At 65.0% G+C, this 16,754-nt stretch carries 15 protein-coding genes; 1 reads left to right on the plus strand and 14 read right to left on the minus strand.

Annotated features, from left to right (window positions below; genetic code table 11):
• Positions 1 to 31: 31 nt before the first annotated feature.
• The 12 genes from rseP to D619_RS0109945 form a co-directional block, all read right to left on the minus strand.
• Positions 32 to 1,174 carry an RIP metalloprotease RseP gene (rseP, locus tag D619_RS0109890; protein WP_017668428.1) on the minus strand — a complete coding sequence of 381 codons (1,143 nt, stop codon included), beginning with the start codon at positions 1,172 to 1,174 and terminating at the stop codon, positions 32 to 34.
• Entirely contained in the window at positions 1,171 to 2,331 is a 1,161-nt protein-coding gene (locus D619_RS0109895; protein ID WP_017668429.1) for a 1-deoxy-D-xylulose-5-phosphate reductoisomerase, read from the minus strand. Before D619_RS0109895 ends, rseP begins: the two co-directional genes overlap by 4 nt.
• Entirely contained in the window at positions 2,328 to 3,137 is an 810-nt protein-coding gene (locus tag D619_RS0109900; RefSeq protein ID WP_017668430.1) for a phosphatidate cytidylyltransferase, read from the minus strand. Before D619_RS0109900 ends, D619_RS0109895 begins: the two co-directional genes overlap by 4 nt.
• A 2-nt stretch (positions 3,138 to 3,139) precedes the next feature.
• Positions 3,140 to 3,868 carry an isoprenyl transferase gene (locus D619_RS0109905; protein ID WP_017668431.1) on the minus strand — a complete coding sequence of 243 codons (729 nt, stop codon included), beginning with the start codon at positions 3,866 to 3,868 and terminating at the stop codon, positions 3,140 to 3,142.
• The gene (frr, locus tag D619_RS0109910; protein WP_017668432.1) at positions 3,865 to 4,434 is read right to left on the minus strand and encodes a ribosome recycling factor; all 570 of its coding nucleotides are present in this window, start codon (positions 4,432 to 4,434) and stop codon (positions 3,865 to 3,867) included. The genes D619_RS0109905 and frr overlap by 4 nt, the downstream gene beginning before the upstream one ends.
• Positions 4,427 to 5,149 carry a UMP kinase gene (gene pyrH, locus D619_RS0109915; protein WP_017668433.1) on the minus strand — a complete coding sequence of 241 codons (723 nt, stop codon included), beginning with the start codon at positions 5,147 to 5,149 and terminating at the stop codon, positions 4,427 to 4,429. Before pyrH ends, frr begins: the two co-directional genes overlap by 8 nt.
• A 172-nt stretch (positions 5,150 to 5,321) precedes the next feature.
• Positions 5,322 to 6,248, minus strand: a complete 927-nt coding sequence (tsf, locus tag D619_RS0109920) for a translation elongation factor Ts (protein WP_017668434.1) — start codon at positions 6,246 to 6,248, stop codon at positions 5,322 to 5,324.
• Between the two features lie 116 nt (positions 6,249 to 6,364).
• Positions 6,365 to 7,177, minus strand: coding sequence for a 30S ribosomal protein S2 (rpsB, locus tag D619_RS0109925; RefSeq protein WP_033373389.1), 813 nt, complete (start codon positions 7,175 to 7,177; stop codon positions 6,365 to 6,367).
• A gap of 140 nt (positions 7,178 to 7,317) precedes the next feature.
• Entirely contained in the window at positions 7,318 to 8,484 is a 1,167-nt protein-coding gene (locus D619_RS0109930; RefSeq protein WP_017668436.1) for a PQQ-dependent sugar dehydrogenase, read from the minus strand.
• Positions 8,485 to 8,585: 101 nt separating this feature from the next.
• Positions 8,586 to 9,095, minus strand: coding sequence for a DUF1993 family protein (locus D619_RS0109935; RefSeq protein ID WP_017668437.1), 510 nt, complete (start codon positions 9,093 to 9,095; stop codon positions 8,586 to 8,588).
• 334 nt (positions 9,096 to 9,429) lie between these two features.
• On the minus strand, positions 9,430 to 9,750 hold the full coding sequence (locus tag D619_RS0109940) for a 2Fe-2S iron-sulfur cluster-binding protein (RefSeq protein WP_017668438.1): 321 nt from the start codon (positions 9,748 to 9,750) through the stop codon (positions 9,430 to 9,432).
• 12 nt (positions 9,751 to 9,762) lie between these two features.
• The gene (locus D619_RS0109945) at positions 9,763 to 11,106 is read right to left on the minus strand and encodes a cytochrome P450 (protein ID WP_017668439.1); all 1,344 of its coding nucleotides are present in this window, start codon (positions 11,104 to 11,106) and stop codon (positions 9,763 to 9,765) included.
• A gap of 151 nt (positions 11,107 to 11,257) precedes the next feature.
• Between D619_RS0109945 and D619_RS0109950 the strand changes: the two genes are divergently transcribed.
• Entirely contained in the window at positions 11,258 to 12,193 is a 936-nt protein-coding gene (locus D619_RS0109950; protein WP_017668440.1) for a glutaminase, read from the plus strand.
• Between the two features lie 6 nt (positions 12,194 to 12,199).
• Here the strand turns inward: D619_RS0109950 and dnaE are convergent, their stop codons facing one another.
• A complete protein-coding gene (gene dnaE / locus D619_RS0109955) occupies positions 12,200 to 15,715 on the minus strand; it encodes a DNA polymerase III subunit alpha (protein ID WP_026090924.1) in 3,516 nt (1,171 codons plus the stop codon).
• Positions 15,716 to 16,008: 293 nt separating this feature from the next.
• A complete protein-coding gene (locus tag D619_RS0109960) occupies positions 16,009 to 16,746 on the minus strand; it encodes an acetoacetate decarboxylase (RefSeq protein WP_017668442.1) in 738 nt (245 codons plus the stop codon).
• Positions 16,747 to 16,754 lie beyond the last annotated feature (8 nt).

Here is a 16,754-nt window from a genome sequence, read left to right on the forward strand (position 1 = left end):
AAATTGCGCACTACCGGACGGACAGAAACACTCATCCCAGCAAGTTCGCCAGACGGTTCCACAGCCCGACACTCAACATGTCGTGCCAGGTCAGCACCGCCATCAGCGACATCAGCGCGGCAAAGCCCGACATGAAGGCCCATTGCTGCACCTTTTCCGCCAGGGGCTGCCGCCGCACCGCCTCGATGCCGTAGAGCAGAAGATGGCCGCCGTCCAGCATCGGGATGGGCAGCAGGTTGATGAAACCCAGGTTGATCGAGAAGAAGGCCATGAAGGCCACGGCCGACAGCAGGCCCAGGCTGGCCTGCTGGCCGGCGATCTGCGCGGTCTTCACCGGGCCGCCCATTTCGGTGATGTCGCGATCGCCCGTCACGACCTGACGCAAGGTGCGCCCGATGGTCTGGGTGATGCCCCAGGTATCGATCACGGCCCAGCGCACGGCATCGATCAGTCCAACCTCTTCCACCACCTCGGCAGGACGCACGATGCCGAGGCGCGGATGGCGCGACACATTGCCGAAGCGGTCGCGGCTTTCCACCATCGTCGGCTTGACCACGATGCGGCGCTCGCTGCCGGCCCGCAAAACCCGCAGTTCCACCTTGTCGCCGGTCCCGGTGACGATCTGCGCGGTGATATCCTCGAAGCGGCTGACCGGCTTGCCATCGACTGCCAGCACGCGATCCCCCACCGCCAGGCCGTCGCGTTCGGCGGCGCTGCCCGGCATCACCCGTTCCACCACCGGCGGCGAGGCCTGATGGCCCAGCGCCAGGTTGAAACCGGCCAGGATCAGAATCGCAAACAGGAAATTGATGGCCGGGCCGGCGGCCACGATGATGGCGCGCTGCCACAGCGGCAGGAAGGCAAACAGGCCGCGCCGTTCGCTTTCCGGCAACGACTGCAACGCCGGATCGATCTGGCTGGCCTCGTTCATGTCGCCCACGAACTTCACATAGCCGCCCAGCGGGATGGCGTTGATCTTCCAGCGCACACCGCGCCGGTCGCTCCAGCCGATCAGTTCGCGGCCAAAGCCGACCCCAAAGGCCTCGATCCGTGCGCCGAACACGCGCCCGGCGAGATAATGGCCGCCCTCGTGCACGACCACCAGCACGGCGATCATGGCGATGAAGCTGGCCAGAGTGAAGATCAGGCCGGGCTGGGGCAGAAATTCACTCATGCGGCCCGTCTCGCCACTTGCGCCCGCGCCACATTGCGTGCGGCGGCGTCCACGGCCAGCACTTCGTCCAATGTTGCAACCGGCCCAGAAGGCATCATCGCCAAGGTCTCCGCCACGATGGCGTCGATATCAAGGAAGCCGGCTTGCCCAGCGATGAACGCCGCAACGGCAATTTCATTGGCGGCATTCAGGATGCAGGGCGCGCTGCCGCCTGCCCGCATGGCTTCCCACGCCAGCGCCAGACAGGGAAAGCGTTCCAGATCAGGCTTTTCAAAGGAAAGATTGGCTTGCGCGGCGAAGTCGAGACGCGCCGCCGGCGTGGCGATGCGTTCCGGCCAGCCCATCGCATAGGCAATCGGAATGCGCATGTCGGGGCTGCCAAGCTGCGCCAGCACGCTGCCATCGGCATATTCCACCATCGAATGAATCACCGATTGCGGGTGAACGATCACGTCCAGCCTGTCGACCGGCACCGGGAAGAGCTGCGCCGCTTCGATCAGTTCCAGCCCCTTGTTCATCAGCGTGGCCGAATCGATGCTGATCTTGGCGCCCATGCTCCAGGTTGGATGCTTGCAGGCATCGGCGACGCTCACCCCGGCCATCTCGGCGCGGCTGCGGGTGCGGAACGGGCCACCACTGGCGGTGAGGATCACGCGCTCGACCTGCGTCGGATCGTGGTGGGGAAAGACCTGAAAGATGGCGTTGTGCTCGCTGTCGACCGGCAGCAGCGTGGCACCATGGGCCTTTGCGGCCGCCATCACCACCGGGCCGGCACAAACCAGCGTTTCCTTGTTGGCAATGCCGATCTGCGCGCCGCGCCGCACGGCGGCCATGGTCGGCGGCAGGCCGGCGGCACCCACGATGGCGGTGATGACGATCTCGGCATCGCGGGCGGCGGCCTCGACCAGGGCGCCCGGCCCCGCCCCGCTTTCGATCCCGGACCCGGCCAGCGCTTCCTTCAGCGCTTCGCCCCTGGCCGCATCGGCCACTGCCGCAAATCGCGCCCCGCAGGCGCGGGCGGCCGCGGCGAGCGCAGCGACATCGCTGCCGGCGGTGAGGGCTTCGACCTGCCAGCGGCCGGGATTGCGCGCCACAAGGTCGAGCGTCTGGCTGCCCACCGATCCGGTGGCGCCCAGGATGGTCAAACTGCGCGTCATCCCGTCCACCCCGTGGCGGCAAACACACCGGCGCCAGCAACGGCGGCGGGCACCAGGCCATCCAGGCGGTCCATCACGCCGCCATGGCCGGGCAGCAGCGTGCCGCTGTCCTTCACGCCGGCCTTGCGCTTGAGCCAGCTTTCATAAAGATCACCCAGGATCGACATCACCGCCAGCGGCAGCGCCAGCAGCGCCAGCCGGCCAATGCCGGCCATGTTGGCATAGCCCGGCCACAGCAGCGCCAGCGCGCCGGCGGCCAGCAGCGACCCGATCAGCCCACCGAAGGCGCCGCTCCACGTCTTGTTGGGGCTGATCGCGGCGGCCAGTTTCGGCCCGCCCAGCGCCCGGCCGGTGAAATAGGCGGCGATATCCGCGCCCCATACCACCGCCATCACGAACAGGGTCGCATAAAAGCCCCAGGGCGTGGCCCGCAGCCAGACCAGCGCCACCGCCGGCAGCCCGCAATAGAGCAGGCCCAGCACCATCGGCCGCCCCAGCCCCTTCTGCAGGCGGCTGGCAAACAGGCCGAGCAGACCGGCCCCGCCGCCCAGCAGCATCAAGGCTTCGGCCGGATTGCCCATCACCGCCACCACCCATACCACCAGGCCCAGCACGGCAAGGCCCAGGCGGCGCAGCAGCAGCGGCAAGCGGTGCATCGCCGTCCATTCGGTGAACATCACCAGCACCGCGGCGGCGGCCAGCACGGCAAAGGCCGGCCCGCCCAGCCACAGGGCGCCAATCGCCACGACCACCAGCACGACGCCGGTCGCAACCCGTTGACCCAATTGGCCGGCCCCCACCGCCATGGTCAACGGCCACCGAAGCGGCGTTCGCGGCGCGAGAATTCATCCAGCGCTGCGGCCAGCGCCGCGCCGTCGAAATCCGGCCACAGTGTTTCCGTGACCAGAAACTCGGCATAGGCCGTCTGCCACAGCAGGAAATTGGACAGGCGCAGTTCGCCCGACGTGCGCAGCACCGCATCCGGCGGCGGCAGGCCCGCGGTATCAAGCCGGGCTTCCAGCATGTCGGTGGTGATGCCGTCTGGCGCCAGCGTGCCCGCCGCGACATCTGCCGCCAGCGCCCTGGCCGCCCGCACGATCTCGCCCTGCCCGCCATAGTTCAGCGCCATCACCAGTCGCAGGCCGCTGTTGGAACGGGTCTTGTCGCGCGCGGTGGCCAGCAGTTGGACCAGATCGGGCTTCAACGCCTGCCAGTCGCCGATGAAATCCAGTCGGACACCATTCCTGTGCAGCGTATCAAGCTCGTGCTGCACATAGTGGCGCAGCAGGCCCATCAGGTCGCTCACCTCGTCGGCCGGCCGCTTCCAGTTCTCGCTGGAAAAGGCATAGAGGGTCAGCACATCGAGGCCGAGCGTCGGCGCGGCCTCCACCACGCGGCGGACGGCCTGCACCCCTTCCCTATGCCCGGCGATGCGCGGCAGCCGCTTGGCCTGTGCCCAGCGGCCATTGCCATCCATGATGATGGCCAAGTGCCGGCAGCCGCCACCTTCGGCAACAGAGGCCGCAACCGCTGTCACTTGCCAAGGATTTCCTTTTCCTTGGCCGCCACGGTGGCATCGATATCGGTCATCGCCTTGTCGGTGATTTTCTGGACGTCGGCTTCCAGGCGCTTCTGCTCGTCCTGGCTGATCTTGCCCTTCTTCTCGGCCGCCTTCAGCGCTTCCATGCCGTCACGGCGCACGTTGCGGGCGGCGATCTTGGCCTTTTCGGCATAGCTGCCGGCCAGCTTCACCATTTCCTTGCGGCGCTCCTCGGTCATGTCCGGGATCGGCAGGCGCAGCGTCTGGCCGTCGGTGATCGGGTTGAGGCCCAGGCCGGCAGAGCGGATGGCCTTTTCCACCGGGGTCACATTGGATTTGTCCCACACCTGCACCGAAAGCATGCGCGGTTCCGGCACCGTCACGGTGGCGACCTGGCTGAGCGGCATCGACGAACCATAGACTTCCACGTGCACCGTATCGAGCAGGCTGGTATTGGCACGGCCAGTGCGCAACGACCCCAGGTCATGCTTGAGCGCATCCACGGCGCCGGCGGTGCGGCGTTCCAGATCGGCCTTGAACGGGCCTGGCTCGAACTCAGCCATTTGCTTCTCCTGTCACAGTGGTCGAAGTGCCCCCGCCGTTCAGCACGGCCAGCAGGGCACCGGGTTCGCGGATGTTGAACACGATGATCGGAATATCATTGTCGCGGCACATGGAAACCGCGCTGGCATCCATCACCTTCAGATTGTCGGCCAAGACCTTGGAATAGCTCACCGTTTCATAACGGCGTGCGCCCGGCACCTGCTTGGGATCAGCATCATAAACGCCATCAACACTGGTGCCCTTGAACAACGCATCGCAGTTCATTTCGGCGGCACGCAGGGCAGCACCGGTATCGGTCGTGAAGAACGGGTTGCCGGTGCCGGCGGCAAAGATCACCACGCGGCCCTTTTCCAGGTGGCGCTCGGCGCGGCGGCGAATGTAGGGCTCGCACACCGATGGCATCGGGATGGCCGACTGCACGCGGGTGACAACGCCGATATTTTCCAGCGCGTTCTGCATGGCCAGCGCGTTCATCACCGTGGCCAGCATGCCCATGTAATCGGCGCTGCCGCGATCGAAGCCCTTGGCCGCGGCGGCCAGCCCGCGGAAGATGTTGCCGCCGCCCACCACCAGGCAGGTTTCGACGCCGGTATCGTGCACGGCCTTCACTTCACCAGCGATGCGCGCAGCCTGATCGGGATCGATGCCATAGGCGCCCTGCCCCATCAGCACTTCGCCGGAGAGTTTCAGGAGAATGCGCTTGAAGGCTGGCATGGGGCGGCGTTCACTCTGTGTCAGGATGATAGGTCACTAGCGGTGCTTGACCGCGCTGCCAAGCGGCGCACACGCAAAAAGCGTGGACAAGCCAAGATGGGCGGGGTCGAAACGGGCAGCAAAAAGGGCAGGCCGGGAACTCCCTGCCTGCCCTTCCTGTCTTCACCCTTGCTTACAGGCCGGCAGCAGCCGCCACTTCGGCAGCGAAATCGCTCTGCTGCTTCTCGATGCCTTCGCCCAGCTGCATGCGGACAAAGCCCTTCAGCGTGATCGCGGTGCCGGCGGCCTTGGCAGCAGCGGCCACCACGTCGGACACCTTGGACTTGCCATCGATCACGAAGATCTGGTTCACCAGCGTGGCTTCCTGCGCGAACTTGCGCACGCCGCCTTCGATCATCTTCTCGATGATTTCGGCCGGCTTGCCCGAGGTGGCGGCCTTTTCGCGAGCGATGGCGCGTTCACGCTCCACCAGCGCCGGATCAAGGCCAGCTTCGTCCAGCGCCAGCGGGCTGGCAGCGGCCACGTGCATGGCGATCTGCTTGGCCAGCGGCTCCAGCACGTCGGCAGCAGCGGCCGATTCCAGGCCCACCAGCACGCCGATGCGACCGATGCCCGGCGCAATGGCGTTGTGGACATAGGCCGCAACCACGCCCTGGCTCACTTCCAGCATGGCCGTGCGGCGCAGCGACTGGTTTTCGCCGATGGTGGCGATGTTGGCGGTCAGCTTGTCCGCCACGCTGCCTTCGCCGCCGGGGAACGGCAGCGCGCCCAGCGCATCGGCATCGGCGCCGCTGGCCAGCGCGAGGCCGGTCACGGTGGTGACGAACGACTGGAAAATCTCGTTCTTGGCAACGAAATCGGTTTCGCTGTTCACTTCGACAGCGGCGCCCTTGTTGCCGGAAACGGCCACGCCCACCAGGCCTTCAGCGGCGGTGCGGCCGGCCTTCTTGGCAGCCGCAGCGAGTCCCTTGGCGCGCAGCCAATCGACAGCGGCTTCCATGTCGCCAGCGGTTTCGCCCAGCGCCTTCTTGCAATCCATCATGCCGGCGCCGGTCTTTTCGCGCAGGTCTTTCACCATCGCGGCGGTGATCTCAGCCATGTCGAGGCTCCTCTTCTAGCGTTGGCAGGGCCATGCCCGGCCATCATGAAATATGTGTGACAAGAGGCTGGGCACATGTCGCGCCCAGCCTCCCGTTGGTTCGAAAACGGGAAGCCTCAGGCTTCCGGCTGGGCGTCCATCACCGCTTCCGGCGCGACGTCGGCAACAACTTCGGCTTCCGGAGCGATATATTCCACCGGGGCTTCTTCCATCGCGCCCAGATCAACACCCATGTCGGCAGCGCGGCCCTGCTTGGCGTCGATCACGGCGTCGGCAATGGCGTTCACATACAGCTGGATGGCGCGGCTGGCGTCATCATTGCCCGGCACCGGGAAAGCGATTCCGCTCGGATCGGTGTTGGAATCGAGGATGGCCACGACCGGGATACCCAGCACATTGGCTTCCTTGACCGCCAGTTCTTCCTTGTTGACGTCGATGATGAAGATCACTTCCGGCAGGCCGCCCATGTCGCGGATGCCGCCCAGCGAGGCCTGGAACTTGTCACGCTCACGGGTGAGCTTCAGAACTTCCTTCTTGGTCAGGCCGGTGGTGTCGCCCGACAGGGTTTCTTCCAGCTGCTTGAACTTGCGGATCGAGCCCGAAATGGTCTTCCAGTTGGTGAGCATGCCGCCCAGCCAGCGGTGGTTGACATAATGCTGGCCGCAGCGGCGCGCGGCATCAGCGATCGGGTCCTGCGCCTGGCGCTTGGTGCCGACAAACAGCAACTTGCCGCCGTGCTGCACCGACACGCGCACGAAATCGAGCGCGCGGGCGAACAGCGGTACGGTCTGCGACAGGTCGATGATGTGGACGCCGTTGCGCTCACCAAAGATGTAGGGCTTCATCTTCGGGTTCCAGCGATGTGTCTGGTGGCCGAAATGGGCGCCTGCTTCGAGCAGATTCGCCATGGAAACGACGGGAGCCGCCATAGTATTTTTCCTCCGGTTGGTCCGCTGCAGGGGGAGCGTGGCAAAGGCCGCGCACCGGATATGTTCCCTGCATGGGGTTTGGAAGTGGCGCGCTTAGCGAAGCGCGCTCTCCCCGTCAAGCATGCGTCACTTGGCCAAGGTCACTTCTGGGGCGTCACCTTCAGCAGCTTGCCGTCCGCAGCATCGGTCAGCAGATACATCTCGCCGGCTGGCCCTTCGATCACGTCGCGGATGCGTTCCTTGCGGTCGGTCAGCAGCCGTTCCTCGCCCGCCACCTTGTCACCGTTCATCACCAGCCGCACCAGCGACGCCGCGCGCAGGCCGCCCACGAAGATATTGCCCTTGAACTCCGGCGCACCCTTGCCCGAATGGAAAATCATGCCCGAGGGCCCGATCACCGGGTCCCAATAATATTGCGGCTGTTCCATGCCCGGCGCCTGGGTGGCGTTCTCGTTGATCGGCTTGCCCGAATATTCCTCGCCATAACCGATGGTGGGCCAGCCATAATCACGGCCCATCTGGATCTGGTTCAGCTCGTCCCCGCCCTGCGGGCCGTGCTCCACTTCCCACAGCCGGCCCTTGGCATCCAGCGCCGCGCCCTGCACGTTGCGATTGCCATAGCTCCAGATTTCCGGCCGCGCGCCGGGCGCGTTCACGAAGGGATTGTTCTGCGGGATCGAGCCGTCGCGGTTCACGCGGACGATCTTGCCGATCAGGCTGTCCAGCTTTTGCGCCTGCACGCGGCCGGGCAGGATCGAACGATCGCCCAGCGTGATGATCAGTGTGCCATCCTTGGGAAACACCAGGCGGCCGCCATAATGCTGAACGGAATCGAGCGACGGCTGCTGGCGGAAAATCACCGCCACATCGCGCATCTCGCTGCCAACCAGGTGGCCACGCGCCACTGCCGTGCCATTGCCGCCTTCTCGCGGTTCGGCATAGCTCCAGTAGATCCAGCCGTCGCCGGGATTGGCCACACCCAGCATCCCGCCCTGCGCGCGGGCGTCGGTGGCGGGGGTGCCGGTCACCGGCGTCTTGCTGCCATCGGCACCAACGATGGTCAGCCGGCCCGCGGCCTTTTCGCTGACCAGGAAGCGCCCCTTGTCCAGCAGAGCAACGCCCCACGGCCGGTTGAGACCCGTGGCAATTTCGGTGACGCTGAGCCTGGTTTTGGCCACCACCGCTTCAGCGCGGGTCTGGCCGGCAAAGGCCGCCTTCTTCTCAGGCACATTGGGGGCGGCCTGCGGTACCGGGGCAGCACAGGCCGGCGTGGCGATCAGCAGCGCGAGAATGAGGGCACGATTCATGGCGTTTCTCCTTGGACCAAGCCCATGCCCCCTTCTCCCCTCCCTTTCAAGGGAGGCATCGGGGGGTGGGTGCTCACCGCCAGCGCTCACATCGCCATGAACTACAGGGACATTCTGGGCCGGCCCATGAAATCCATCTTGCCCAGCGCCACGCCCTTGTTGCGGAAAATGGCGTAGACCATCGAGGCGTGGAAATAGAAATTCGGCTGGCTGAAGCTGAGCAGGAAATTCTCGGACGTGAATGGCATCCGGCGGTCGCGAAACACGAAATCGGTCTGGCCGCCGATGAAGCCTTCCATCTCCGCCTCGGTCACGGCGGCCAGCGCCGCATCGGCTTCGGCGAGCATGGCGATGAAGCTGGCATAATCCGGCTCCGGCATCGGCAGCCCACCGCCGGGGCTGAACTGGCCGGCGCGCACTGCGGCGATCGCACCGGCACTGTGCGCGGCGACGCTCTGCACCTGGAAGGCGAGCGGGAACATGTCGGGCGCCAGTTTCTGTTCGCCAAGATCACCGATGCCGGCAGCTTCGGCCTTGGCCAGCACGGCAAGGCAGCCGCCGATCACCTGGCGGCAGGAGGGCACGAAAGCGGCGTGGAGCGAAAGCGGCATGGTGGCGAGTCCCCGATAGATGAGGATTTGAGTGTGGCTTGGATCGGAGCGGTGAGCAAGTGTGTGCCGGCTGCGCGAACAGCTCACCTCCCGCTTGAGGGAGGGGCTTGGGGTAGGTCCATGCGTCTGCAAAGGCCGGTGCGCGGGGGCGCGGCCGGCGGCCAAGCCGCCGAGTCCGCCTGGAGTGTGATGAAACGAAGAAAGAAAGAGCGCGGCAAAGCCGCGCCGTCGGACGAATCAAAAAGGGCGGGGTGTTGGCCCCGCCCCTTTTCGCTCGCCGTCCGATCTTGCCGGAGTAGGCAAATAGCTGCGCTATTTGCGCGCCCGGCTGCGATTAATGCTGCGTCGCCGGCATGTGCACTTCCATGCCATCCAACGCCGCGCTCGCCTTGATCTGACACGCCAGCCGGCTGTTCGGCATCGCCGTATCCGCCAGCTCGATCATCGAATCTTCCAGCTCGCTGCGTTCACCCGTCAGCGCCTGCCAGGCTTCCGGAATATAGCAGTGGCAGGTGGCGCAGGCCGCGTTGCCGCCGCAATCGCCATCGATGCCGGGCACATTGTTCTGCACGGCGCCTTCCATCAGGTTTTCACCTTCCGGCACGTTGACTTCGTGACGGGCACCATTGTGCTCGACGTAAATGATCTTGACCATGAAACCCTCTGCTTAAGCCGGAATCCGGACCATCATTGATTTGTAGCCGCGCACGAAAGCGCTTGGCACCCGCTCCGGCTCTTCCAGCACTTCGATATGATCAAAGCGCTTCAGGATTTCCTCCCACAGGATCTTCAGTTGCAGTTCGGCCAGGCGGTTGCCCACGCAGCGGTGGATGCCGAAACCGAAGCTCATGTGCTGGCGGGCGCGGGCGCGATCGATGATGAACTCGTCCGGCCGATCGAGAACCGTGTCGTCACGGTTGGCCGACGAATACCACATCACCACCTTGTCGCCCTTGTGGATCAGCTGGCCGCCCAGCACCGTATCCTGCAGGGCGGTGCGGCGCATGTGGGCCAGCGGCGTCTGGTAGCGGATGATCTCCGAAACCATGTTCTCCACCAGGCCGTGGTTGGCCTTCAGCTTGGCATATTCGCCCGGGTTCTTGTTGAGGAAATAGAGGCCGCCCGAAATCGAGTTGCGGGTCGTATCATTGCCGCCCACGATCAGCAGCACCAGATTGCCCATGAATTCCATCGGCGGCATGTTCCGCGTGGCGGGATTGTGCGCCAGCATCGAAACCAGATCGCCGGTCGGCTCGCTGTTCACCCGCTCGTTCCACAGCATGGTGAATTCCTGCAGCATGCCCAGCAGGATGCCCTGACGTTCTTCCTTGCCCGGATTGCCCGGCAGCTCCGGATCGGATGTCGACACGTCCGACCAATAGGTCAGCATGCGGCGGCGTTCCTGCGGCCAGCCGAACAGCGTCGCCAGCATGCGGCTGGTCAGCTCGATGGAGACCTTGTCCACCCAGTCAAAGGCTTCGCCGCGCGGCAGGCTGTCCAGCACTTCGCAGGTGCGGCTGCGGATCAGTTCTTCATAGCTGGCGAGATTCTGGCCCGAAACGATCGGATTCACCGCCTTCCTTTGCACGTCGTGCTTGGGCGGATCCATGGCGATGAACATCGGCATGATGAAATCCGGGTCCATGTCGAAAAGGGTGATCCCGCCCAGCATGGCTTCGGAGCTGAACACCTGGTGGTTGGTATCCACCGCCATGATGTCGTTCCAGCGCGTCACGTTCCAGAAGCCGCGGTGGCGGTTGCTGTTCACATGGGTGAAGAACACCGGCGCTTCTTCGCGCAGGCGGCGGAAATAGACATGGTTGGTGTCCGTCTCCCACCACAGCGGATCGGCGATATCCACTTCGTCGAGCGGCGCCGAGGCCAGATAGGATTCCAGCGTCGCCTTGTCGTGGTTCGGCAGTTCCGGCCGCACACGCGGCGGCAGCGGCCAGCTCACACTGCCCTGCGGCAACGATTGGGTGATCCGCGTGTCTTTCAGTTGCGTCGCCATATGGTCCTCCCCATGGGAATGAAGCCGCCCTCATTTGCGGAGATACACTACGCAAAGCCGGGTTGCCAGCCAAATATGCGGATTTCGCCTCCGCATTTGCACGGATGGGCCCACAGCGCTCATAATCACGGCCGAAACGGAGCGCACTTGCATGGCAGATCTGGCAGAGCTGGTGGACCAAATCGCCAAGGACATGGCCACCACGCCCGAGCGTGGCCGCGTGGCCGATTACATCCCCGAACTGGCCAAGGTCTCGCCCGCGCATTTCGGCCTGGTCGCCATTACCGCCGATGGCCAGGAAGTGGCGGCGGGCGATGCCGATCTGCCCTTTTCCATCCAGTCGGTTTCCAAGCTGTTTGCGCTGGTCGAAGCCCTCGGCCGCAATGCCGATGCCGTGTGGGCCCGGGTCGGACGCGAGCCATCGGGCAGTGCATTCAATTCCATCGTCCAGCTCGAAGCCGAAGGTGGCCGACCGCGAAACCCGTTCATCAACGCCGGTGCCATTGCCGTGACCGATCTGGTCGCCGCGGGTGACGATCCGCGCGCCGGCGTGGGTGCGATCCTGCGGCTGGTCCGCCGTCTGGCCGGAGACGATGGCATTTCGGTTGATGGCGCCGTTGCCTATTCCGAAGCCGCCACTGGCCACCGCAACGCCGCGCTGGCCCATTTCATGAAGGCGCACGGCGTCATCACCGGCAGCGTCGACGCCACGCTTTCCACCTATTTCCACCAATGCGCCATCGCCATGAGCTGCCGGCAACTCGCCCGCGCCGGGCGTTTCCTGATGCACGGCGGCATCGATCCGGCGAGCGGCGAAGCGATCGTCTCCCCCGAACGTGCGCGGCGCATCAATGCGCTGATGCTCACCTGCGGACATTATGATGCATCGGGCGAATTCGCCTTCCGCGTGGGCCTGCCTGCCAAATCCGGGGTGGGCGGCGGCATCCTGGCCATCGCACCGGGCCGCGCCTGCATCGCCGTTTGGTCGCCCGGCCTGTCGGCGCAAGGCAACTCGCTGCTCGGCACCGCTGCGCTGGAGCGACTGGCCGGCGCAATGGGCTGGAACGTGTTCAATCCGGACGGCTGAGAGACCCTAGCCCACCAGCGCCAGTTGCGGCGGGTCGAGCACTTCCTGCACCACCCGTTCCAGCCCCAGCGCGCGCGCCACGGCGGCTTCCAGATCGGCATCGATCAGGAAGTGCCGGCCCAGCACCAGCCGCGCCGTGCCGGCTTCGGTGCTGACTTCGGCCACCAGCTCGCCACGGCCCCTTGCCGGCGAAGGGCCGATCACGCCGAGCAACACATCCACTTCCGCCGGGTGGGCGAGCTGCACCACAAGCCGGCCGCGGGTGCGCCGGGCCAGATCAGCCAGCGGCTGGCAGGAACGCATGGTCAGGCGCGGTACATCCTCGCCCTCCTTCCACTGCAATTCCATGCCGATCAGCAGCGCCGGCGACTCATTCACCAGCGTCTCGATCTTCTCCTGCAATTCCTCGTCGAAGCAGCTGGTGACATATTGGCCGGAACGATCGGAAAAGGTGAGGAACTGATAGCGCCGCCCGCTTTGCGTATTGCGCCAGCGCCGTTCTTCCAGCCGGCCGGCCATCATCACCATCTTCTTGCCGCCACCCAGCGGCGCCGTCATGCCCGCCACCTCGCCAAAGCTGACGACCTGATTGGCGGTAAGCACATTGGCATAGGCATCCACCGGGTGACCGCTGAAGAAGAAGCCGAATGCCTCCTGCTCATGCGCCATGCGCTGCGCCATCGTCCAATCGATGTTGGGCACCATCAGGGCCAGGCTGGCATGATCCGCCACGCCGGTGGCATCGCCAAACAGCGCGACCTGCGCGCTCTCGCGTTCCTGCGCGGCGGCTTGGGCACTGGCCATGATGGCTTCGGCCAGGGCGTGGACGCCAGCGCGATTGGGGTGGAGTGCATCAAAGCCGCCCGACGCAATCAGGCTTTCCAGCTGGCGCTTGTTGAGGCCACGCGGATCAACACGGCGGGCGAAATCGGCGAGGTCCTTGAAAGGCCCCTTCCCGTCCCGTTCGGCGGCCAGTGCTTCCATCGCCTTCAGGCCCACGCCCTTCAGGCCAGCCAGCGCATAACGCACCGACAAGCCAAAATCCTCGTCATCCTCCACGGTGAAATCGGCCGCCGACACGTTGATGCACGGCGGCAGCACTTCGACATCGGCGCGGCGCGCATCGTCAACGAACACGGCCAGACGGTCGGTGTTGTCGACGTCATACGCCATCGACGCGGCATAGAAGATGGCACGGTGGTGCGTCTTCAGCCAGGCGGTGTGATAGCTGACAACCGCATAGGCCGCCGCGTGGCTCTTGTTGAAGCCATAGTTGGCGAATTTCAGGATCAACTCGAAGATGGCGTCGGCCGTGGCTTCCTCGATGCCATTGGCGGCGGCGCCGGCGCAGAAATCGGCCTTTTGCGCCACCATTTCGGCATGGATCTTCTTGCCCATGGCGCGCCTGAGCAAATCGGCCTGACCGAGGCTGTAGCCGGCCAGTTCCCGCGCCAGGCTCATCACCTGTTCCTGGTAGACGATGATGCCATAGGTTTCGCGCAGGATCGGCTCCATCAGCGGGTGGAGCAGTTCCACCTTCTCGCGGCCGGCCTTGCGCAGGGCAAAGCTGGGAATATTGTCCATCGGGCCGGGGCGATAGAGGGCGCCCAGCGCGACGATATCGGCGAAACAATCGGGGCGAACCTGGCTGAGCGCGCGGCGCATGCCTTCCGATTCAAACTGGAACACGCCCACCGTGTCGCCTTCGGCGATCAGCTTGTAAACGGCTGGATCGTTCATCGGCAGTGTCGCCCAGTCCACCTCGACGCCGCGGGCGCGCAGCATGGAGGCGGCACGATCCAGAACGGAAAGCGTTTTCAGGCCGAGGAAATCGAATTTGACGAGGCCAGCCTTTTCAGCGGCCTTCATTTCGAACTGCGTCACCGCCATGTCCGAGCGCGGATCGCGGTACAGCGGCACCAGCTGCGACAATGGCCGATCACCGATCACCACGCCGGCCGCGTGGGTGGAACTGTGGCGCGGCAAGCCTTCCAGCTGCAGGGCGATATCGACCAGCCGCTTCACCTTGGGATCGCGCTCGACCTCCACCATGAACGCCATTTCGCCCAGATAGGCCTTGCCGTCCTTGTCATGTCCCCGGCCCAGGGTGCGGGCCAGTGTCCACGGGTCGGTGGGGTGGCTGGGCACCAGCTTGGCCAGCCGGTCGATCTGGCCATAGGGCATCTGCAGCACGCGGCCAACATCCTTCAGCACGGCGCGGGCCTTCATCTTGCCGAAGGTGATGATCTGCGCGACCTGTTCGCGGCCATAGCGCTGCTGGACATAGTCGATGACCTCGCCGCGCCGCGTTTCGCAGAAATCGATGTCAAAGTCCGGCATCGAGACGCGATCGGGGTTGAGGAAGCGTTCGAACAGCAGGCCATGCTCGAGCGGATCGAGATCGGTGATGGTGAGCGACCACGCCACCACCGAGCCCGCGCCAGACCCGCGCCCCGGCCCCACCGGAATCCCCTGCCCCTTCGCCCACACGATGAAATCGGCCACGATCAGGAAGTATCCGGCAAAACCCATGCCGTTGATGACATCGATCTCGAACGCCAGTCGCTCGCGATAGGGCGCGCGCGCCTCATCACCGAGGCCAAGTACATCGAGCCGCCTTTCCAGCCCCGCCGCGGCCTGGGCCTGCAGCGCCTCATCCTCGCCGCCTTCCGACAGGCGCGGCAGGATCGGCTTGCGGCTGGGTGCCATCATCGCGCAGCGCTGCGCCACCACCATGGAGTTGGCGATGGCCTCGGGCAGATCGGCGAACAATTGGTGCCAGTCGTCGGCGGATTTCAGCCAGTGCTGCGGGTTGGAACGACGGCGGTCCTCGGCCTCGACATAGCTGCTGTCGGCAATGCACAACAGCACATCATGGGCCTCGTGCATGTCGGGCGTGAGGAACTTCACCGGCGCGGTGCCCACGATCGGCAGCGCCCGCGCTTCGGCCAGGCGCAGCAGGCCGGCCTCGCTCTTCTGCTCGACGAGGTCGCCGCTGCGCGAAATCTCGATGTAGAGCCGGCCGGGGAACAGCCCTTGCAGCCGATCGGCCATCGTATCGACGCTCTGGCCTTCGGCGAGCAATCGCGCCAGCGCGCCATCGGCACCGCCGGTCAGGCAGATCAGCCCTTGCGTGCGCCCGTCCAGTTGTTCCAGCCGCAACACCGGATCGCCGGCCATCTCGGAACCCAGATGCGCATCCGACACCAGGCCGATGAGATTGGTATAGCCCGCCGCATCCTGGGCATAGACGACCAGCCAATCAATCAGCGCCTTGCCCTGCAAGGTCGCAGAGCCCGGCCGTTCGATGGGCAGCAACGCACCGATCAGCGGCTGAACACCGGCATCCTTGGCGGCGGCGGAAAAATCCATCGCGGCGAACATGTTGGCCCGGTCTGCCAGGCCAATCGCCGGGAAACCCAGTTCACGCGCCGCCTTGGCCAGGTTTTCCGGCTGGATGGCACCTTCCAGCATCGAATAGGCGCTGTGGCAGCGAAGAGGGACGAATCCGGCGTGAGGCACGGGCAAACTATGGGCGCACGGGCCCGCGCTGCCAACCAAGGCGCGGCGTTTGTCCCCAACTAATATTTCACAGGCAAAACTGCCTTCGGCGGCCAGGGACTGAGCCCCTGGGTCCACTTTCGTTGGCGCGTGCCCCACGACGAAAATTCGGCATAGCGGGCGGGCAAGCAACTGGGTGCAGGCCTCAGGCCTGCCCGCCGGAGGCTCTGTTTCCTTCTACTTCTCCGCCTGAAATCACTGGGGCGGACGAAGTTGCCCCCGCCCGCCCCGCAATCACGTCAGACGTTCCAGCCTCAGGCCAGATAGTCGTGCAGCACCTTGCCGTACGGCAGCGTCATGTCGGTCACGATGTGCAGCCCGCCCAGCTGCTCATGCACCGGCAGATCGGCCATCGGGCAGTTGACGGCCGGCACCATCTCCAGCCGCGCCCGCCCGGTCCAGGCACCCTTCACGACAACATGCGCAAAATTGATGCCAACCAGCTGGGCAATCGCCGGTGTGCCGTCGATGTCGGGGATCAGCTTCAGCGTCACCTGGGTGCGCTTCAGCATCGCCTCGATCTCGCCCATGTCGCTGGGGCTGCTGTGCTTGTAGACCATGGTGCCGCTGGCCACCTTCTGGCCGGCATAGACCAGTTCGCCGGTCAGCGTGTCGCTCGCCGTGACCAGCTTGGGCTGGCCATATTTCATCGGATAGCCCCAGATTTCGCGACCGCCAGCCAGTGGCGGGCAGTTATCGACATACATCTGCACGAGGAAATTGCACTTCTCCCCGTTCAGCGTGCACGGGATCGTCTGCACGGCGGCCGAATAGGCACCAAAGCCTTCGCCATCGGGCAGATCGAGCCACTGCACCGACACTACGTCGCCATCGGGCAACAAGGGCTCCGGCAGCAGCTTGCGGATCACTGCCGGATCGCTGCGATACTGGATGATCATGTACTGCCGGTTGAAGAATTTGTAGGGCCCGGTCGGATAGGTCGGGCTCTGCAACGGCATCGAGCTGAGTTTCAGCACATCCTGCTTGTTCATGTCCGGTC

The organism is Sandarakinorhabdus sp. AAP62, assembly GCF_000331225.1.
Lineage (GTDB): Bacteria > Pseudomonadota > Alphaproteobacteria > Sphingomonadales > Sphingomonadaceae > Sandarakinorhabdus.